The 19,856-nt window shown below is 68.1% G+C and carries 12 protein-coding genes and 1 pseudogene; 7 read left to right on the forward strand and 6 right to left on the reverse strand.

The genetic code is table 11. The features are described 5' to 3' along the window. Positions 1-96 precede the first annotated feature (96 nt). The 5 genes from MUU77_RS15980 to MUU77_RS16000 form a co-directional block, all read right to left on the reverse strand. Positions 97-2,388: a TonB-dependent receptor gene (locus MUU77_RS15980; RefSeq protein WP_245088847.1), complete on the reverse strand. Its 2,292-nt coding sequence runs from the start codon at positions 2,386-2,388 to the stop codon at positions 97-99. A gap of 242 nt (positions 2,389-2,630) precedes the next feature. Further along, on the reverse strand, positions 2,631-3,506 hold the full coding sequence (locus MUU77_RS15985) for a LysR family transcriptional regulator (RefSeq protein WP_245088850.1): 876 nt from the start codon (positions 3,504-3,506) through the stop codon (positions 2,631-2,633). 70 nt (positions 3,507-3,576) lie between these two features. Then, positions 3,577-5,928 (reverse strand): sodium:solute symporter, encoded by a 2,352-nt coding sequence (locus tag MUU77_RS15990; RefSeq protein ID WP_245088853.1) that lies wholly within the window; start codon positions 5,926-5,928, stop codon positions 3,577-3,579. 89 nt (positions 5,929-6,017) lie between these two features. After that, positions 6,018-6,866, reverse strand: a complete 849-nt coding sequence (locus MUU77_RS15995; RefSeq protein WP_245088856.1) for a CoA ester lyase — start codon at positions 6,864-6,866, stop codon at positions 6,018-6,020. A 132-nt stretch (positions 6,867-6,998) separates the two neighbouring features. After that, positions 6,999-8,015 carry a sugar kinase gene (locus MUU77_RS16000; RefSeq protein ID WP_245088859.1) on the reverse strand — a complete coding sequence of 339 codons (1,017 nt, stop codon included), beginning with the start codon at positions 8,013-8,015 and terminating at the stop codon, positions 6,999-7,001. A 234-nt stretch (positions 8,016-8,249) separates the two neighbouring features. Here MUU77_RS16000 and MUU77_RS16005 point away from each other — a divergent pair, with 234 nt between their 5' ends. Beyond that, complete coding sequence (locus MUU77_RS16005) at positions 8,250-11,030, forward strand: TonB-dependent receptor (protein ID WP_245088861.1); 2,781 nt, start codon at positions 8,250-8,252, stop codon at positions 11,028-11,030. A gap of 878 nt (positions 11,031-11,908) precedes the next feature. On the opposite strand, the gene MUU77_RS16010 is transcribed toward MUU77_RS16005, so the two are convergent. Continuing rightward, complete coding sequence (locus MUU77_RS16010) at positions 11,909-13,267, reverse strand: hypothetical protein (protein WP_245088863.1); 1,359 nt, start codon at positions 13,265-13,267, stop codon at positions 11,909-11,911. Between the two features lie 151 nt (positions 13,268-13,418). Here MUU77_RS16010 and MUU77_RS16015 point away from each other — a divergent pair, with 151 nt between their 5' ends. The 6 genes and pseudogenes from MUU77_RS16015 (at position 13,419) to MUU77_RS16040 (ending at position 19,815) form a co-directional block, all read left to right on the forward strand. Beyond that, positions 13,419-14,276 (forward strand): 2-keto-4-pentenoate hydratase, encoded by an 858-nt coding sequence (locus MUU77_RS16015; RefSeq protein WP_245088865.1) that lies wholly within the window; start codon positions 13,419-13,421, stop codon positions 14,274-14,276. After that, positions 14,273-15,267 (forward strand): annotated as a pseudogene (locus MUU77_RS16020) (TRAP transporter substrate-binding protein). Before MUU77_RS16015 ends, MUU77_RS16020 begins: the two are co-directional and overlap by 4 nt. Before the next feature lie 9 nt (positions 15,268-15,276). Beyond that, a complete protein-coding gene (locus MUU77_RS16025; RefSeq protein ID WP_245088867.1) occupies positions 15,277-15,795 on the forward strand; it encodes a TRAP transporter small permease in 519 nt (172 codons plus the stop codon). A gap of 3 nt (positions 15,796-15,798) precedes the next feature. After that, a complete protein-coding gene (locus MUU77_RS16030; RefSeq protein WP_245088869.1) occupies positions 15,799-17,082 on the forward strand; it encodes a TRAP transporter large permease in 1,284 nt (427 codons plus the stop codon). Next, positions 17,082-18,215: a pectate lyase gene (pelA, locus tag MUU77_RS16035; protein WP_245088871.1), complete on the forward strand. Its 1,134-nt coding sequence runs from the start codon at positions 17,082-17,084 to the stop codon at positions 18,213-18,215. The genes MUU77_RS16030 and pelA overlap by 1 nt, the downstream gene beginning before the upstream one ends. A 10-nt stretch (positions 18,216-18,225) precedes the next feature. Then, positions 18,226-19,815 (forward strand): family 43 glycosylhydrolase, encoded by a 1,590-nt coding sequence (locus tag MUU77_RS16040; RefSeq protein WP_245088874.1) that lies wholly within the window; start codon positions 18,226-18,228, stop codon positions 19,813-19,815. The last annotated feature ends 41 nt before the right edge of the window (positions 19,816-19,856 follow it).

A 19,856-nucleotide genomic window follows, 5' to 3' on the forward strand; every position in this document is an offset into this window, starting at 1 on the left:
AGAGCATCGGGACCATCCACAGCCCGCGCCGCCCTGGAGAGGGGACGGCGCGGGTGGATGCAAGGTGGGAGAGTGCCGGCATCCGCGGATGGTGGATCAGAACGTGTACTCGTAGGTGAAGGAGTACATGCGGCCGCGACCGGCCCAGTAGTTGCGCCAGCCCGGTACCTGCGACCAGGTCAGGATGTACTGCTTGTTGGTGAGGTTCTCGATGCCCAGCGAGAAGCGTCCCCACTTTTCCACCCGATAGTTGACGCCCAGGTCGAACAGCGTGTAGCCGGTGGTGTGCTCTTCGTAACTGTAGTCGCGGCCGTCGTATTCCCGCGTGTCGCTGCCGTACAGGTCGCGCGAGAGCAACGTGGTTGACCCCAGCGTCGCGTCGCCGGCATCGGAGAACTTCCACCTGACGGACAGCGCGATCTTGTCCGGATTCACGTCCAGCGCGCCCATCGGCTTGGTCAGCGGTCCCGCGCTCCAGCGTCCTTCCGGATCTTCGGTCCAGAACGAAGTCTTGCCGCGGATGCGCGAGTACAGGCCGCTGAGCTTCCAGGCCTCGTTGATGGTCCAGTCGCCGGAGAATTCGAAGCCCTTGATCCGCGTGGGCGCGCGGAACAGCACGTAGTCCTCGGTGATCGGATCGATCACGTACGACGAGCCGAACTTGGAGCGCGAGTCGTAATACGAGGCGCTGAAGGACGTCCTTTCACCGCGCCAGTTGACGCCGACCTCGCGATTGTCGACCACGACCGCCTTCAGCTCGCGGAACGTCGAATCGACGGTTGCCGGCGGATCGCCGGGGCAGCCGTCCGGCTTGGTGTCGTCGGGATCGTCCGGGCAGGAGATGTTGCGCAGCGGAATGCCGACGTTGGGCAGGCCGAAGCCTTCGCCGTAGGCGCCGAACACGGACCACTGGTCGGTGATGCGCCAGATGGCGCCGAAGTTCACCAGGTTCTCCTGGTAGCTCAGCTTGCCGCCCTGCACGAAGCGGCGGTCCCGATACCAGGTGGTGGTGTAGTCGTTGACCGACAGTTCGCCGTCTTCTCGACGGAAGCCTCCGCTCAGGGTCACCGGACCGATGTCCCAGCTCAGCTGGGCGTAGGGCGCGATGCTCTCGTACTCCATCGGCGGCACCCATACGCGGTCGGTCAGCGCCAGGCGCTGGTCCGCCTTGTCGCGTACCCAGTCCACGCCGGTACGCAGTTCCAGACCGGGCACGCCGAACAGCTCGCCGCGCACCCAGGAAGGACGGAAACCGATCTTGTCGGAATTGATCTCCGACTGGTCCCAGATCGTGCCGTCGGGTCCGTTCGGCGGGATCAGCGGGTCCTGGCGGTCGCTGCCGTTCTCGGGCGGGTAGCGCATGGCCTGGTCGGCCCAATAGGCGTTGAGGTTCAGCGTGCCGCCGAAGAAGTCGCCATCGGTGTACTGCAGGTTGACCTGGCGGAAATCGTTGAACTCGGCCTTGGTGCCGAAGATGTGGCCACGCTCGGAGGTGTTCGGGCGCGGGTCCTCGCACCAGCCCGGCTCGTAGCGGCAGCCGTCGACCTGGATGTAGTTGCCGTTGCCTTCGATCTTGAACTGGCTGTAGCTCAGCTGCAGGCGCTTTTCCAGGTCCTCGCCGAAATTGACGCCGCCCTTGACGAAGAGGTTGCGCGCCACCGAATCGTTGACCGAACCGCTGGTGTTCATGCCCAGGCGCACGCCGTCGGCGTCGTAGCCCATGCCGCGGTCGATCTGCGCCACGCCCGCGATCAGGTCGTAGGCGTCCTGCTTGTAAGCGTAGTTCAGGCCCAGCTTCCAGCCCGCGCTGTCGTCCTTGAACTGGGTGGAATAGCGCGACAGGAAACGGAACTCGCTGCCTTCCTTGGTCGGCACGGCGGAGATGTAGTTGATGATGCCGCCGGCCGCACCGATGCCCTCGGACGCGGACGGACCGTTGATCACCTCCACGCGGCCCACGATGCCCATGTCGGTGAAGGTCGCGTTGCGGCTGCCGTCGCGCAGCGGCGAACCCTGCGGCACGCCGTCGAACAGGCGCAGCGCCACGCGGCCGCGCAGGGTTTCGCCGCTGTTGCTCATGGCCTGCGAAGCCTCCGCATAGCCGGGCACGGTGCGTGCCAGCACGGCGGTGGCATCCTCGGTGACCAGCAACGTGTGGGCGATCTCCTCCTTGCTGACCAGCGATACCGCGCCCGGGATCCTGTCCACGGCTTTCGGCGCGCGCACGCCGGTGACGATCACCTGGTCCAGGTCGACGGCGTCCTTTGCCCGTTCTTCTTCGGCCGCCGCGTCCTGCGGCGGCAGCGGGGTGTTCTGTTGGGCCTTGACGCTGGCGCTCACGGCGGCGGCCAGCAGGAAAACGCCGAACGCGGCGGGTACCTGTTTCATGATCGGTTCTCGGAATGCTTCGGTGGACGGTGCGGTCGCGCACCACGCGCCCGCTCCGCTGACAAGGATGTGTATGCGAGATGGCCGCGATGACGGCCGGCGTGCCCAGCGTTCCTCCCAGACGCTCGAACCCGACGATGGCCACAGCCTAGGCAAGCGCACGTCGCGGAGGAATCGCCCGCGGATATGTTCACAGGCTAGTTTTTGTAGCGTGCACTGCAACATCGCCACCGCCCGAAGGCTCATGCCTGGCCGGTGGCGGCACGGCTCTCCTGCAGCAGCACGGTGACCAGGCGGATGCGCACGGTCGAACGCGACCACACCATGCCGATCCGGCGCGGCTCGCTGGGCAGCGGCAGCGGAATGCGCACCAGGTCCAGGCCTTCCGGCCAGGGCCGGGCCCAGTCGGGCACCAGCGAAACGCCCAGGCCGCGGTCCACCATCACCGCGATGGCGTTGAGTCCGTTCAATTCGAAACGCTCGCGCGGCACGATGCCCGCGCGGCGCAGGTAATCGTCCGCCACCCGCCCGCCCCACTGGTTGCGGTCGTAGCGGATCAGCGGCTCGCTGCGCAGCAGCGCGTGCGGATCGCGCCCGGCCAGGCGCGCCGGCGCGATCATCACCAGCGGCTCCTCGCGCAGCAGCTGCCAGTCGCAGGTCTTGGGCAGGTTGTACGGCGCCTGCAGCACCACGGCGGCGTCCAGTTCGCCCGTTTCGACCGCGCGGTAGAGCTCGGCCGAGTAGCCGGGCCGGATGTAGACGTTGATCTGCGGAAATGCATCCACCATCCGCGCCAGGATGTCCGGCAGCATCCCGGCCAGCGCGGTGGGGCAGGCGCCCAGGCGGAGCTCGCCGGAGACCTCGCTGTCGTTGGCCACGCTGCGCATGTCGGCCACGTCGCGCAGCAGGTCGCGGGCGCGCTGCAGGATGCGCGAGCCCTCCTCGGTCAGGCTGACGGTGCGGCCGGCGCGCGCGATCAGCGGCGCGCCGAGTTCGCGTTCCAGCGTGCGGATCTGCTGCGCCACCGCGGCCGGCGTGATGTTCAGCACGCGCGCGGCCGCGGCCATCGAGCCGCGGTCGGCCACCACCACGAAGGTATTCAGGAACTGGGTATCCACGCGCCTCCCCTGCCGCCCTCAGGCTACACGAGCCGGCCGGCGGCGACGACAGGACCGATGGCCCATGCGCTCACTCCGCCGGGGCCACCGCGTCCTGGCGGTGGATGGTCAGGCCCTGCAGCGATTGCGCGGGCGGCGGGAACAGCCAGCTGGCGGCATAGCCGATGACGATGCACAGCAGGATGGAGATGCCCAGGTAGAAGTACGGATGCACCAGCCCCATCGACCACACCAGCAGGGTCAGCGCGATGCTGCCGCCGATGCCGATGGCCACGCCCTGCGCGTTCGCCCGGCGGGTGAACATGCCCAGCGTGTAGGCGCCGGCGAAGCCGCCGCCCAGCAGGCCCGCCAGTTCGATGGAAACGTCGAACAGGGAATGGATGTCGTAGCGCGACAGCAGCAGCGCGATGCCGATGCCCGCCAGGCCGACCAGCACGCCCATGATCTCGGCGAACAGCACGCTCTTCTTCGGCGTCGGGTTCCTGGCCAGTTTCTCGTAGAAATCGACCGAGGCCAGGGTCGACACGCTGTTGATGATGCTGGACAGCGTGGACATGGCGGCGGCGAAGATGCCGGCGATGATCAGGCCGGTGACGCCCATCGGCAGTTCCGCGGCGATGAACAGCGGGAACGTGGCGTCGATGGGCAGCAACGGATTCATCCGTTCCGGGTGCGACTGGTAGTACACGTACAGCGCGGTGCCGATGGCGTAGAAGAAGAACCCGCCGGGTATCATGATGGCGGCGAAGGTCCAGATGGAACGGCCGGCCTCCCTGTCGGACTTGGTGGACAGCACCCGCTGCATCAGCACCTGGTCCTTCGGGAACGTCAGCACCACGTCGAACAGCACCAGGAAGATGAAGCCCCAGACGGTGGCCTTGGTCAGGTCGAAGCTGAAATCGAACAGCCGGGTCTTGTCCTCGGCCATCGCCACCTGGACGAACTCGGGCATGCCGCCGTTGAGGTGGTAGATGATGAAGCCGATGGCGAAGATCGCCCCGCCGAACATCACGAAGACCTGTACGAAATCCGTCCAGATGACCGCCTTCATGCCGCCCAGCGTGGTGTAGAGGATGGTGAACACCCCCATGATGAGGATGCTCCACACCACGTCGATGCCGGTGATGGTGGCGATGGCCAGCGCCGGCAGGAACAGGATCACGCTCATCCGGCTGCCGATCTGCATGGCGATGCACAGCGCGCTGGCCAGCATGCGGATGGCCGGATGGAAGCGCTTCTCCAGGTAGGAGAACACCGACATCAGGTCCAGCCGGCGCAGCAGCGGCACGATCCACACCGCGACGAACATCAGGCCGAGCACCGCGATCAGGTTGTTGGTGAGGTACTGCCAGTTGGTCTCGAACGCCTTGGCCGGAATGGCGATGAAACTGATGGAACTGGTGTTGGTGGCGTACAGGCTGACGCCCGCGGCCCAGAACGGGATGCTGCGTCCGCCGACGAAGAAGTCGGCCGTGGAGGCCCGTTTCTCCTGCAGGTAGAAGTACAAGCCGATGCCGACCATGGCCGCCAGGTAGACCACGATGACCAGCCAGTCCAGCCACTTGAGCAGGTAGGTGCCGCCGACCAGTGCCACCGTGCGCAGCGCGCCGGTGCGGGCGTCCACGCCGGCCACGCCATCGCCCCACGCCGTCATCGATGCGGGCAGTCCCCCGGCGGGCGTATCCAGTTCGGCCCAGGCGCCGGTGATGGTGTGGAAGGTGGCGAGGCGGGCCGCCGCCGGATCGTCGTGGGATTGCAACGCATAGAGCACGTGCGCCTGGCCGACCGCACGCGCCGGGCCATCCGCGACGAGCTTCCCCGGTACCGGCGGCAACGCGCGCCAGCCGCCGTCGCGCGACCAGCGCCACAGATGATCGGCCGCTTGTCCGGGCACGGTGACCACCAGTTCGCCGCGCTGCGCGACCAGCGACCCGGGTACGCCCGTACCCGGCCACGAGGGCAATATCTGCCACGGCGCGGTGTCCTCGGCCACCGCGCGACGCAGGAACAGCACCTGTCCTGCGCCGTCCTGTCCGGACGCATACAGGGTGTCTGCGCTTTCGGCGAGTTCCACGTGCCGCAGTTGTCGTGGAAAAGGAGGCAGCGCGCGCCAGGCCAGTGTGTCGCCGCTCCGCGATGCGCGCGCCAGGCCGGCGATGTCCGTGCCGTCGCGCGTGCGCTGCAGTCGATAGAGCCGCCCCTGCGCAGCGTTGCGCCATGCGCCGTCTGCCGCGGCCGCGGGCGGCACCCGCAGCGGATGCCAGCGCGAACTGGAAGGGTCCCACCAGGATGCGCCGGCGTCGCCCGCGGCCAGCAGCGTTCCCTCCAGTGTGTACAGGCCGCGCACCGGCTCGGGCGGCGCGGGCAGCGTGGAGGTGGTCAGCCGGGTCAGGCTTTCCGCCATCGCAGGACGGCATGCCATGGCCAGCACGACCAGCACCAGCAGACACACCGCTTCCGACGAGCGCCGCCAACGCCCCCGTACCCAGGTACGACCCGCTCCGCCGCGCATCACCGGTGCTCCCGTTCCAGCATGGCCAGGATCGCCCGCGCGCGCGCCAGGAAGGGTGCATCCACCATCCGGCCATCGACGGCGAACGCGCTTCCGTCCATCGTCGCCGCGCCGACGATGCGACGGGCCGCTTCGATCTCTTCTTCCGACGGCGAGAATGCGGCGTTGGCCCAGGCCACCTGGCGCGGATGCACGCAGCTCTTGCCCGCAAAGCCCAGCGCACGCGCCGAATCGGCCTCGGCCATGAAGCCCGCTTCGTCGTGCAGCCCGGGGAATGCGGCGTCGTAGGCGAACACGCCCGCCTCCGCCGCGGCCATCCGCAGCGCGTACTGCGCGGCGTGCACGTTGCGCAGGTCCGAGCGGCGGATGCCGTGGGGTTCGAACAGGTCGCCCAGGCCCAGTTGCAGGCCGCGAACGCGCGGATGCGCCCGGGCGATCTGCGCGGCGTGACGCAGAGCGCGCGGTGTCTCGATGTTGACCAGCAGGCCGACGGCCCGGCGCACCCCCGCCTGCAGCTCGACCGCTTCGATCTCGCCGATCGCCTGGCGGAGCTGTTCCACCGACTCGATCTTGGGCAGGTTCAGCAGGTCGATATCCAGGGGCAGGACGGCGCGCAGATCGTCCTCCCAGCCGGAGGTGTGCCAGGCGTTCACCCGTACCACGACCTGCTTGTCCGCGGTGCGGTGCGGTGCGCCGCGCAGGAAGGCGGCGACCTGCGCGCGCGCCTCGCCCTTGTCGCCGCCGGCCACCGCATCTTCCAGGTCGAGGGACAGCATGTCGGTCGCGCTCGCCAGCGCCTTGGCGAACAACGCGGGCCGGTTCCCGGGGACGAACAGCTTGCTACGCATGGGCGGCACTCTTCATGCCGCGCAGTCTGCGGGAATCGCGCGGAGGGCAAAGCCCGCGCGGGCATATTCAAACGATAGTTTTTCCTGCGTCCGGAGATGCCGCAACGCAGCATTCCCTGCATTCCGGTGCGATCAGCGCTTCACGTCCAGGGCGTTTTCGCCCAGCAGGGCGTGTACGTCGGCTGCACCCACCAGATTGAAGTCGCCCGGCAGGGAGTGCTTGAGGCAGGCCGCCGCCACCCCGAAGTCCAGCGCTGCCTGCGCCGACAGGCCGGCCAGGCCGCCATGCAGCACGCCCGCCGCGAACGCATCGCCGGTGCCGATGCGGTCGACGATCGGCGAGACGTCCCGCGCCGCCGTGGTGTGCAGCGCGCCATCGCGCAGGGCCGTGATGGCGGAGATGACGTGGTGGTCCACGCTGCGCTGCACGCGCACGGTGGCCGCCATCTGGCGCAGGTGCGGGAACGCCTGGAACGCCGCGGCCGCGCCGGCAGCGAACCGCTCCTGCGGCGTCGCCTGCGGGAACTCCAGGCCCAGCACCACCTGCAGGTCGCGGTGGCTGGCGAACAGCAGGTCGGCTTCGGCCATCAGTCCGCGCAGGATCGTGGGCGCGTCGCCGCCCCAGGCTTCCCACAACTTCGGCCGGAAGTTGCCGTCGAAGGACACCTTCGTCCCGGCGGCGCGCGCGGCCCTGACCGCCATCAGCACGCCGTCCGCCGCCCTCTGGCCCAGCGCGGGCGTCACGCCGGAGACATGCAACCAGTCCGCGCCCGCCAGCAGCGCAGGCCAGTCGTGGGTGCCGCCGCCGATGCGCGCGAAAGCCGAGTCCGCGCGGTCGTAGAGCACCTCGCTCGGTCGCTGGATGGCGCCGGGCGTGAGGAAGTACAGCCCCATGCGTCCCGCGGCCTGCTGCACCGCGCGCGTATCGACACGATGCCGGCGCAGTTCGCCGAGCGCGGCCTCGCCCAGCGCATTGTCGGCGACCACGCCGACCATGCGCGCGTCATGGCCGAAGCGCGCCAGCGACACGGCCACGTTCGCTTCCGCGCCCCCGACGTGGACCTCCAGCACCGGCGACTGCAACAGCATCTGGCGGCCAGGCGCGCCCAGCCGCAGCAGCAGCTCACCAAAGCAGACGATCGTTCCCATTTCCCCTCTCCTCCCGTGCATGGATGCCGCGCGCGCCACTGGCCGGACCTTGTCCATGGGACAAGATAAACCCGCTCATCCGACAGTTGTTGTTGCAGCGCACACTCTGTTAGCGTTGGTTTTGACCATCGGTGTCATTTTACCAGCCGACACGGTCTGGAAGGGAAGAAACAGCGGTTTTTGCCAACAAAACAGTCGCAACACGCGGCCATGGTCCCTTGAGGAGGGGAGAACATGCCAGTCAGTCATCAGAACCGGAAGACACCGGTTACCTTGCTTGCCGTTTCCATCGGTCTGGCGCTGCAGATGAGCGCAGCGGCATACGCCCAGGAAGCGGCGCAGACCACCGACTCCGGTCAGGCCACGCCGGCGGAAAACACCGTCGACACGCTCGATACCGTCAGCGTCACCGGCTACCGCGCCAGCGTGGAGCGGGCGCTGGACATCAAGCGCGGCGAGGCCGGCGTGGTCGATGCCATCGTCGCCGAGGACATCGGCAAGTTCCCCGACCTCAACCTGGCCGAGTCGCTGCAGCGCATTCCGGGCGTGGTGATCACCCGTGATGCCGGCGAGGGCCGCAACATCTCGGTGCGCGGCCTGGGGCCGGACTTCACCCGCGTGCGCATCAACGGCATGGAGGCGCTGACCACGGTCGGATCGACCGACCAGAACGGCGGCTCCAACCGTGGCCGCGGCTTCGACTTCAACGTGTTCGCCTCGGATCTGTTCTCGCAACTGATCGTGCGCAAGACGGCGCAGGCGGATGTCGAAGAGGGTTCGCTCGGCGCCACCGTCGACCTTCGCACCGCGCGTCCGTTCGACTATGACGGCTTCACGCTGGTGGCCAGCGGCCAGGCCAGCTATGCCGACATGGGCGACACGACCGATCCGCGCGTGGCCGGGCTGATCGCCAATACGTGGGCCGACGGCAAGTTCGGCGCGCTGCTGTCGGTGGCCTACTCGGAACGGCGGGCGCTGGAAGAAGGCAGCGGCAGCGGACGCTGGGCCCGCGGCACCAGCAACAACGGCTTCAATCCTGCCTCCCCGTACACGCCGGCCCTGTCCGCCGACACCTTCCACCCGCGCTTCCCGCGCTACACGCTGATGGAACACGACCAGAAACGCACGGGCGTGACGGCGTCGTTCCAGTTCAACCCGACCGATCGCACCCAGTTCGCGCTGGACGCGCTGTACTCCAAGATCGATGCCGTGCGCGACGAGAAGTACATCGAGGCGATCTCCTTCAGCCGCGGCGCCTCCCAGAACGGCAAGCCGCAGACCATCGTGCGCGACGGCGTAGTGGAGAACGGCGCCCTGGTCTACGGCCTGTTCGACGACGTCGACATCCGCTCGGAGAGCCGTCACGACGAGTGGAATACGGTCTTCACCCAGCTGGGCCTGGAAGGCGAGCACGAGTTCACCGACAACTTCAAGATCTCGGGCAAGCTGGGTACGTCGAAATCGGAGCATGAGAATCCGATCCAGACGACCATCATCATGGACAAGCTGAACGTCGACAACTACAGCTACGACTACCGCGGCAACCCGTACAGCCCGGTGATCGACTATGGCATCGACCCGACCGACCCGAACGGCTGGACGCTGGCCGAGATCCGCATCCGCCCGCAGTACGTCGAGAACGATTTCGATGTCGCCCAGCTGGATTTCAACTGGAACATCAGCCCGGGCTTCCGCCTGAAGGGTGGCGTGCAGGCGAAGGACTACAGCTTCTCCACACGTGAACTGCGCCGCTCCACCGAGGGTCTGACCGGCGTGCCGATGTTCACCGACGGCACCCGCATCGTGCCGGCGGACCTGACCGACCAGGCCAGCCTGAGCGGCGTGAGCGGTTCCCCCGGCACGTGGGTGATTCCGGACTACCAGGGTATCGCCGACTTCTACGACATCTACAGCAACACCGGCCCGTTCGCGCTCAGCGAGCGTGCGGTGAACACCCGCAGCGTCGAGGAAGAGGACCGAGGCGTCTATCTGATGGGCGAGTTCTCGGCCGATCTCGGTGCGATTCCGGTATCCGGCAACGTCGGTGTCCGGTATGTGCGCACCAAGCAGTCGTCGACGGGCATCGCCACCGCCAGCGGCATGCCGGTCGCCACGACGGTCTCGCGCGAGTACAGCGACACGCTGCCCTCGATGAACCTGGTGGCCGAGATCACGCCGGACTTCCTGATCCGGCTGGGTGCCGCCAAGGTGATGACGCGCCCGGGCCTGGGCAGCCTGACGCCCGGCGTCACCGTCAATGTCAGTGGCGGCGCGCGCACGGTCAGCGGCGGCAATCCGAATCTGGATCCGATCCGCGCCAAGACGGTGGACCTGGGCTTCGAGTGGTACTTCGACGAAGGCGCGATGCTGGGCCTGGGCCTGTTCTACAAGGACATCGAGAGCTTCATCCAGACCACCCGCGTGGTGCAGCCCTACTCCGCCAGCGGCCTGCCTGCCAGCCTGCTGGACGGCACCGGGGCCGGCGTGAACGACGACTTCGTGTTCAGCGTGCCGCTCAACACCCCGGGTGGCGAGCTGACCGGCTTTGAGGCCAACTACACGCAGCCCTTCACCTTCCTGCCCGGCAAGTTCGCCAATCTGGGCGTGCAGCTGAACTACACCTACGTCGATTCGCAGATCCAGTACCTGACCTCGACCGGTGCCAACTCGTTCAAGACCGACCTGACCGGGCTGTCCAAGCATTCGTGGAACGCCACGCTGTACTACGAGGGCGAGCGGTTCTCGGGCCGCGTCTCGGCGACGAATCGCGACGACTTCCTGCTGCAGGTGCCTGCCACGGAGTCCGGTTTCGACGTGCATGGCCAGACTGGCACCACCACCGTCGATGCGTCGGTCCGTTACAAGATCAACGACAAGCTGGAACTCAGCCTGGAAGGCATCAACCTGACCGACGAGCCGCAGGAGTCGTGGGTACAGAACGCCAACGGCCAGCTCCCGCTGGACTACAGCGAGACCGGCCGCCAGTACCTGCTGGGCCTGCGCTACAAGTTCTGAGGTCACGATGTACCGCGCCCCTGTCGGGGCGCACCCGAAGCCCGGCCGCCTCTCCCGGCCGGGCTTCATTTTTTTCGGGCGTGGAGCGCTGGCGTGGCCAAACGTGGTGTCACGCCCGAACTGCACGCGCGCTGCGGCTGTGGAGATGCGGGCGGGAGGAGTCGAGAAGCGATCCGTCACCCCTGCAGCATCGATGCAGACGAGGGAAGCTTGCCGACCCAGGGCAAGAGGGAGCGCGCGGCATGCGAATGAGGGGCCTGATGCGTGTGCCGTACGCCGCTGCCGGTTGCCCCTCCGGGCTACGCCGTCCCTTGGACGCCAGGCGCGAGGTGTCGACGCCGCCGCATGCATGCCGGGCACTCGAGCGGGAACCCCCTGCCCTTGTCCGTCTGTGCGACCGTACGCCTGTCATGCGCATTCCCTGTCGCCGGGACGTGGCCGGGGCGCGTACGGGACGCCATGGCGGAGCCACGCATCGCGCCGACGCCCCATGCCGGTATCCGCGCTCGGCAACCTGACGAGAGAAGATTGCAGCAGATCGGCCACCGTCTTGTCGCGGCAAGCAGCTGGGTACCGGGACCCACTTCCGTCGCAGCCTGCGGATCGCAGTGCGGTTTGCGCACGGATTCCGCGCAGACGCGCGACGGATCGCCGCCGTCCCACCGCTCCGCGCCGACAGCACGTGACACGTTCGGCCACCCGCGCGGAAGGCCACGAACATCTGCCCAGCCTCGACAGGTGCGCGCCGGGCAGGAAGCTACCTGCCCACGAGGTGGCGACAACCGGCGCCGAGCGTGGACGCGACGCAGAGTGGATGCGCCCCGGCCAATGGGGGGGGCGTGCCCGGGTGAAGCCGGAACCTCAGACGCCGCAGGGTGTCACCGCAGCGGTTCACCGCGCGGATAGCTGCCCGACTTCGGCTCCATCACGTCCAGGTTCCATTCGCTCTCGACGAAAGGTTTGCGGGCTTCCTGGTACTGCGGGTAGCCACCCACCTGTTCCTGGCTGTCGATGATCTCGCCCCGCCCCTCGATGACATCGGCCACGATGCGGCGGTCGATCAGGTCGCGGTTCCAGGGCGTGGCACCCACGTTCTCGATCACGGCGTCCTGCACCTGGGCGGACGGCAACAGGGTGACGCCGAACGGCAGCGCGGGGGCGACTTTCACGCGGTTGAGCCTCACCGGCGCGGTCGTGTAGCTGCCGGTTTTCTGGATGCTCGGGTTGCCGATGCGATCCACCACCAGGTTGTCCTGCGCGTACAGGTCGAGGTCGCCGGAGCCGCCGACCATCAGGAACGCCAGCGGCTCGGTCGACCTGCCGGCGCGCATGACATTGCCGCGCACCACCATCTCGCCTTTCGAATAGGGGTGGCCCCGCCACTCCTCTGCGATCAGGTTGTAGTGGATCGCGCGCTGTCCGGGGTTGTAGATCAGGTTGTTGATCACCTGCCCGCGCGCGCCGCCCTTGAACAGCGGGCTGCGCTCGTAGTTGTGCGCGTACAGGTTGCCGACGATCAGCACGTCGTTGACGTGGTCGTGGATCAGCGAGCCCTTGGAGTGTTCGCCCTTGGCGTGGATCGAATCGGCCAGGCCTTCGGCGACGATGTTGTTGCTGTAGGTGATCCGGCGCGAGGCATTGGCCATCCATTCGGCCTCGTCCTCGCCGTGGAAGCGCGTGCTGGACGCGCTCAGGTTCTCGTCGGTGGCCCAGGTGAGCGAGCAGTGATCCACGATCACGTCGTGCGCGCCGCGCACGGTGGTGATGGCGTCGATGTCGCCGGAGCGCTTGGGCAGGCCGCCATCGCCCGGCCGGATGCGCAGGTGGCGGATGACCACGTCGTGGGTGGCGACGGTCAGGCCGCCCTTGATGATCGTCACCCCGGGATGCGGCGCGGTCTGGCCGGCGATGGTCAGGAACGGCTCATCGATGCGCAGTTCCTTCATGCCCAGGTCGATCACGCCGCCCACTTCGAATACCACGATGCGAGGCCCCTTGGCCGTGACCGCTTCCTTGAACGAACCGGGGCCGTCGGCCGCCAGCGTGGTGACGCGCACGATCTTGCCGCCACGCCCACCGGGCGTGTGCGCTGCCGCGCCCTGGGCGCCGGGGAATGCGGTCGGGCGACTTTCGGCGGCCAGGGCCGGCACGGGCGCGATGGCCAGCGCCAGCAACGCGGCCAGGCCGCGGCTCAGCCCGCGGGCCCGCGTCCGCGAAGGAAAACGGATATGAAGCATTGGCTCCCTCCCAGGAGTGGATCGACGCATCGTGGCATCGGGATGGGTTTTGCGGCAGTGCACATTGTCAATGACACCGGTTTACCATATACAGGCCATCCATCTGCACTGTCACTCGGCAGTGCAACAAATCGCAGCGGGGAGAACCCACGTGAGTAACGACCCAAACGCCCTCGCCGACGCGCGTTCCGCGGCGCCCGCACTGGCTGGAATCGCGGACGGTTTCGTCCGCGCGCGCCGCCAGGGCCGTGCGTTGTCCGGGTTTCCCGGCGATGTCCCCGATGACCTGGCGACGGCGTACCGCGTGCAGGATCTGGCCATTGCGCAGTGGCCCGACCGCGTGGTCGGATGGAAGGTGGGCTTCATCGCCCCGGAACGGCGCGACGTGTCCGGCGACGAGCGCCTGCTCGGGCCGATCTTCGCGCGCCAGCTGCAGTTGACCACCGGTGGCCAGCCCACGTTCGAGGTGTTCGAGGGCGGGTTCGGCGCGGTGGAAGCCGAATACGTGCTGCGCCTGGAGGCCGACGTGCCTGCCGACAAGACCGACTGGACGCCGGACGAAGCCGCCGCCGTACCGTCGACCCTGTTCACCGGCATGGAAGTGGCCAGCAGCCCGCTGGCCACGATCAATCAGCTCGGGCCACGCGTGGTCGTCTCGGACTTCGGCAACAACAACGGCCTGCTGATGGGGAACGAGATCCCCGGCTGGGCCGACCGCAGCGACCTTTCGCTGACCTGCACCACCTCGATCGACGGATGCCAGGTCGGCCAGGGCGGGGCCGCCACGCTGCCCGGCGGCCTGCGCGCGGCGTTCGCGTTCGCGCTGTCGCGCTCGGCGCGCCGCGGTCGGCCGCTGAAAGCCGGCGATCTGGTCGCCACCGGCAACGCCACCGGCATCCACGACATCCTGCCGGGACAGCGGGCGCGCATCGAGTTCGACGGACATGGCAGCATCGAGGCGGTGGCCGCGGCGGCCGCCCCGAGGGACGAAGGAGACTGGCGCGCATGATGAACCGTCGTCGCTTCCTGGCCGCCGGTGTCGGGGCCGCGGCCACGCTGCCGCTGGCGGGCGGCCGCGCCCTCGCCGACGATGGACGCCGCGTGCTGACCGCCACCGACGTGCACGTGAAGGACTATCCCACCGTCGAGGCGGTGTGCTGGATCGGCGAGACGATGGCGCGCGAGACGGACGGCCGGGTGAGGCTGCGCCAGTACCACTCCGGCCAGCTGGGCCGCGAGTCCGAGGCCATCGACATGGCGCGCTTCGGCGCCATCGACATGACCCGCGTGTACGCGGGCGCACTGAACAATGCCTTCCCCCTGACCCAGGCCCTGTGCCTGCCCTACGTCTTCGATTCGGTACCGCACATGCGCCGCGCGATGGACGAAGGCGTCGGCCAGGCGGTGCTGGAAGGCTTTTCCCGGCGCGGACTGGTGGGCCTGGCGATCTACGATTCCGGCGCCCGCTGCTTCTACAACACCCAGCATGCGATCCGGGCGCCCGCCGACCTGCACGGACTGAAGATCCGCGTGCCGGTCTCGGACATCTTCATCCGCATGCTGCGCCTGTTCGGCGCCAATCCCACCCCCTGTCGCTGGGCGAAGTGTTCTCCGGGCTGGAGACGCGGATGATCGACGGGGCCGAGAACAACATCCGCAGCTTCCATTCCAGCCGTCACTTCGAAGCCGCGCGCTACTGGTCGCAGACCAACCATTCCTACGCACCCGATGTGCTGCTGGTGTCGCAACGCACGCTGGATTCGCTGGAGCCGCGCGACCGCGAACGGCTGGTCGAGACGGCCCGCCAGTCGGTGGGCGTGATGCGCGCGCTGTGGGACGCATCCGAAGCGAAGGCGCGGGAAGCGGTCTTCGCCGCGGGCGTGGAGCACAACGAAGCCGACCTTTCCGCGTTCGCGCGCGCCTCGCAGCCGCTGCTGTCCGAATACCGCAAGGACCCGGCGATCGACGCGCTGTACCGCCGCATCCGCGACCTGGCCTGAGGATCGACGATGTCAGAAGAAGCCACACTCCCTCCCGCCACGTCGCTGCAGCGCGGCATGGACGTGCTGTCCAACGCCGCCATCGCCGTCGCGGCCGCGGCCCTGCTGGGCCTGGTGGCGGTACAGGGCTGGCAGGTCATCGCCCGCTACGTGATCAACGACTCGCCCAGCTGGACCGAACCGGTGACCGTGCTGCTGCTGACCACGGCCATGAGCCTGGGCGCTGCAGCCGGCGTGCATACGAACCGGCACTTCGGCTTCTTCCTGTTGGCCGATGCGGCGGGTCCCCGCTTGAGTAAGCTGCTGCATGCCGCGTCGCCGCTGGTGATCGCTGCCATCGGCGCGGTGATGGCGTACTGGGGCGCGGTGCTGCTGTTCGACGGACTGGACATCCGCATCGCCGGTGCGCCGATGCCGCAGAGCATCGGCTACCTGCCGCTCTCCCTGGGCGGCGTGCTGATGGTGGTGTTCGCGCTGTACCGCCTGCTCCTGGTGCTGCGCGCGCCGCCGACCCACGAGGCCCGCTGACCCATGGCGATCACCCTGCTCTTCTCCCTCTTCGCGATCCTGCTGCTGATCGGCGTGCCGGTCGCCTACGCATTGGCGGCCGCGTCGCTGGCCACGCTGCTGTACCTGGACCTGCCCAGCATCGTGCTGGTGCAGCAGATTTCCTCGGGCACCGGGTCGGCATCGCTGATCGCCATTCCGCTTTTCATCTTCGCCGGCGAGATCATGCTGCGCGGTGGCATTTCCGAGCGCCTGATCGCCCTAGCGGCATCGCTCGTGGGTCGCCTGCGCGGCGGCCTGGGCCAGGTCAGCATCCTGTCGTCGCTGTTCTTCGGCGGCGTGTCCGGCTCGGCCATCGCCGACGTGTCGGCCGTCGGCGGCACCATGATCCCGCAGATGGTCAAGCGCGGCTACGACCGCGATTTCGCTGTCAACGTCAGCATCACCGCCGCACTGGTGGCGCTGCTGGTGCCGCCCTCGCACAACCTGATCCTGTTCTCGGCCGCGGCCGGCGGTGGCCTGTCCATCGCCGACCTGTTCGCCGCGGGCATCACGCCCGCCCTGCTGATGACCGTCGTGCTGATGTTCACCGGTTGGGCCGTGGCCCGCAGGCGCGGCTACGGCACCGAGCCCTTCCCCGGCATGCGCGCGGTGCTGCTGCGTCTGGTCTCCGCCCTGCCCGGCCTGGGACTGGTGGGCCTGATCTTCTTCGGCATCCGTGCCGGCATCTTCACCGCCGTGGAGAGCGCGGCCATCGCCGTGGTCTACGCCCTGCTGGTCACCAGCGTGCTGTACCGCCAGCTGTCGCTGAAGGAATTCTTCGCCACCGTGACGCATGCCGCGCGCACCACCGGCGTCATCCTGTTCGTGATCGCCACCGCCGCCGTGTTCGGCTGGCTGCTGGCCTACCTGCAGGTGCCCGCCGCGGCCGTGGAGGCGCTGCAGTCCATCGCCCACAGCAAGTACACCGTGCTGCTGCTGATCGTGCTGGTGCTGCTGGTGCTGGGCACGTTCATGGACCTGGCGCCGATGATCCTGATCTGCACGCCGATCTTCCTGCCGGTGGCGAGGGCCTACGGCATCGATCCGATCCACTTCGGGCTGGTGCTGGTGCTGACCGGCGGCATCGGCCTGGTGACGCCGCCGGTGGGCTCGGTGCTGTTCATCGGCACCGCCATCGGCAAGATCACCATCGCCCAGAGCATGCGCACGATCTGGCCGTTCTGGCTGGCGGGGCTGGCGGTGCTGCTGGTGGTGGCGCTGTTCCCCGAGCTCTCGCTGTGGCTGCCGAAGGCGTTGAAGGGATGATGCACGCGCGCCTCCTCGTGGCCGGCCTGGCCTGCCTGTTGGCGCCGGTTGCGGGCGCCGAAACCATACCGGCACCCTCGCTCGCCGGTTTCGAGGATGCCATCCATCACTGGCGCAACGTGCACGGCGATGCCTACCCGCGCTACCTGCCGGAAGACGTTGCGAAGATCGCCGACAACATCCTGCGCTACCAGCGCGTGGACGGTGGCTGGATCGAAAACCAGGATCCGGCGCGGATCCTGGACGATGCCGAGAAAGCGCGTTTCGATGCGGAAGCGCGCAAGTCCGGCGGCAGCTTCGACAACCGCAACATCTACACCCAGCTCGACTACCTGGCCACGGCGTATGCGATCACCGGCGACGTGCGGTATCGCGACGGCAGCCTGAAGGGCCTGCAATTCACGTTGGCGCAGCAGATCCCCTCGTGCGGGGGCTGGCCGCATACGGTGCCGGCCACGCAGTCCTACCATCCGCACATCACCCTCGCCGACGACGTGACGGCCGGCGTCCTGGGCACGTTGCGCAAGGTGCTCACCGACCGCCGTCGCTACGCTTTCATCGATGCCCCGTTGCGCGCACGGGTGAAGGCCGCCGTGGATGCCGGCGATGCCTGCCTGCTGCGCCTGCAGGTGCGCCAGGGCGACACGCTGGCCGGCTGGGCGGGCCAGTACGACGCCAGGACCCTGCACCCCGCGCAGGGACGCGCGTTCGAGCTTCCCTCGATCACCGGCCAGGAGACCGTCGGAGTGGTCCGCTACCTGATGTCCATCCCCGATCCTTCGCCCGAGGTGGTGAAAGCGGTCGACGGCGCGGTCGCATGGCTGCGCCGCATGGAGATCACGGGTTGGCGCATCGAAACGTTCGACGCCCCTGCCGAGCAGTTCCAGTACCACAGCAGCGTCCAGGACCGTCGCCTGGTCGCCGACCCGTCCGCCAGCGGCCTGTGGGCGCGCTTCTACGACGTGAACGACAACAGCGTGGTCCTGGCGACGCGCGACAGCCAGCGCGTCGCACGCTACCAGGACATCCCCCGCGAGCGCCGCACCGGCTACGAGTGGTACGGCCACTGGCCGGAGCGGCTGCTGTCCACCGAATACCCGCAATGGACCTCGCACCACGCGTCGTCGAAGTAGAGGACCCCCGATGGCAATGAAATCCCTGCTGGCCGCCGTATGCGTGTTCGTCCCGCTGACGTTGCTGGCGAGTGAGGGCCAGCGCGAACCGGCCTGGAAGCGCGGCATCGAGCACCAGCGCCAGGCGGACCTGGGCGATGGCAGCTTCCTCAATCCCGTACTTGCGGGCGACCGCCCGGACCCGTCGGTGCTGAAGGATGGCGATGACTACTACCTCACGCTGTCCTCGTTCACCGCGTATCCGGGGCTGCCGCTGTGGCATTCGCGCGACCTGGTCAACTGGCAGCCCATCGGCCATGCGATCACCCGGAACGTCGGTTCGATCTGGGCGCCCGACCTGGTCAAGCACCAGGGCCGCTACTACATCTACTTCCCCGCACGCGTGGGCGGCACCGAATCGCCGCGACGCAGCAACTTCGTCGTCTGGGCCGATGACATCCGTGGCCCCTGGAGCGAGCCCATCGACATCGGCCTGCCGGGCCATATCGACCCCGGCCACGCGGTGGGTGAAGACGGCAAGCGCTACCTGTTCCTCAGCGCGGGCGATTACGTGCAGCTGGCCAACGACGGCCTGAGCACCGCGGGCGAGGTGAAGCACGTCTACGACGGCTGGCGCTATCCCGAATCGTGGGACGTGGAAGCCTATGCGCAGGAAGGGCCGAAGATCGCCTTCCGCAAGGGCTGGTACTACATGGTCACCGCGGTCGGCGGCACGGCGGGCCCCCCTACCGGGCACATGGTGATCGTCGCGCGTTCGCGCTCGATCCATGGGCCGTGGGAGAACGCGCCCAACAATCCGGTGGTGCGCACCGCCTCGCGCGACCAGTACTGGTGGTCGCGCGGCCACGCCACGCTGGTGGAGGACGCCGCCGGCCAGTGGTGGATGATGTACCACGGCTACGAAAACGATTTCTGGACGCTGGGCCGGCAGGCCCTGCTCGACCCCATCGAATGGACGGACGACGGTTGGTTCGTGGCCAAGGGCGGTGACCTGAGCCGTCCCCTGCGCAAGCCGGCGGGGCAAGCGCTGACACCGCACGGGATGGCGCTGTCGGACGACTTCCGCGGCGGCAGGCTGGGGCCGCAATGGGCCTTCTACGATCCGGCGCCGGACGAGTCGCGTCGACTCACCTTCGGCGATGGCGTGATGACGCTGCAGGGCAAGGGCACTTCGCCGCGCGACAGTTCGCCGCTGGGCGTCATCGCCGGCGACCTGGCCTACCAGTTCGAGGTCGAGATGGAGATCGAACCGGGCGCCCAGGGCGGCGCGGTGCTGTTCTACAACGACCGCCTGTATGCGGGCGTGGGCAGCAATGGGGAACAGTTCGTCATGCACCGCTACGGCCTGGAACGTCCGGGCAGACTGCCCCCCAGCGCGAACGGCGGCAGGCTGTGGCTGCGGGTCAAGCACGACCGCCACGTCCTCACGCTCCATACCAGCAAGGACGGCACGCACTGGACCAAGTACCCGGTCCAGATGGAGGTTTCCGGCTATCACCACAATGTCGCCGGGGGCTTCCTGGCCCTGAAGCCGTCCCTGTATGCCGCCGGTCCGGGCAAGGTGCACTTCCGTAATTTCCGCTACCGCGCGCTGGACTGACCCCCAGCCGCTAGAATCCCACCGACCGACGAACGGACCCG

Origin of the sequence: Pseudoxanthomonas sp. F37, assembly GCF_022965755.1 — a bacterium.
Classification (GTDB): Bacteria; Pseudomonadota; Gammaproteobacteria; order Xanthomonadales; family Xanthomonadaceae; genus Pseudoxanthomonas_A.

Coding starts and splice junctions, on each gene's coding strand:
- MUU77_RS15980 (WP_245088847.1), bottom strand. CDS start 2,388: ATGAAACAGGTACCCGCCGCGTTCGGCGTTTTCCTGCTGGCCGCCGCC.
- MUU77_RS15990 (WP_245088853.1), bottom strand. CDS start 5,928: ATGGCATGCCGTCCTGCGATGGCGGAAAGCCTGACCCGGCTGACCACC.
- MUU77_RS15995 (WP_245088856.1), bottom strand. CDS start 6,866: ATGCGTAGCAAGCTGTTCGTCCCCGGGAACCGGCCCGCGTTGTTCGCC.
- MUU77_RS16000 (WP_245088859.1), bottom strand. CDS start 8,015: ATGGGAACGATCGTCTGCTTTGGTGAGCTGCTGCTGCGGCTGGGCGCG.
- MUU77_RS16005 (WP_245088861.1), top strand. CDS start 8,250: ATGCCAGTCAGTCATCAGAACCGGAAGACACCGGTTACCTTGCTTGCC.
- MUU77_RS16010 (WP_245088863.1), bottom strand. CDS start 13,267: ATGCTTCATATCCGTTTTCCTTCGCGGACGCGGGCCCGCGGGCTGAGC.
- MUU77_RS16025 (WP_245088867.1), top strand. CDS start 15,277: ATGTCAGAAGAAGCCACACTCCCTCCCGCCACGTCGCTGCAGCGCGGC.
- MUU77_RS16030 (WP_245088869.1), top strand. CDS start 15,799: ATGGCGATCACCCTGCTCTTCTCCCTCTTCGCGATCCTGCTGCTGATC.
- pelA (WP_245088871.1), top strand. CDS start 17,082: ATGCACGCGCGCCTCCTCGTGGCCGGCCTGGCCTGCCTGTTGGCGCCG.
- MUU77_RS16040 (WP_245088874.1), top strand. CDS start 18,226: ATGGCAATGAAATCCCTGCTGGCCGCCGTATGCGTGTTCGTCCCGCTG.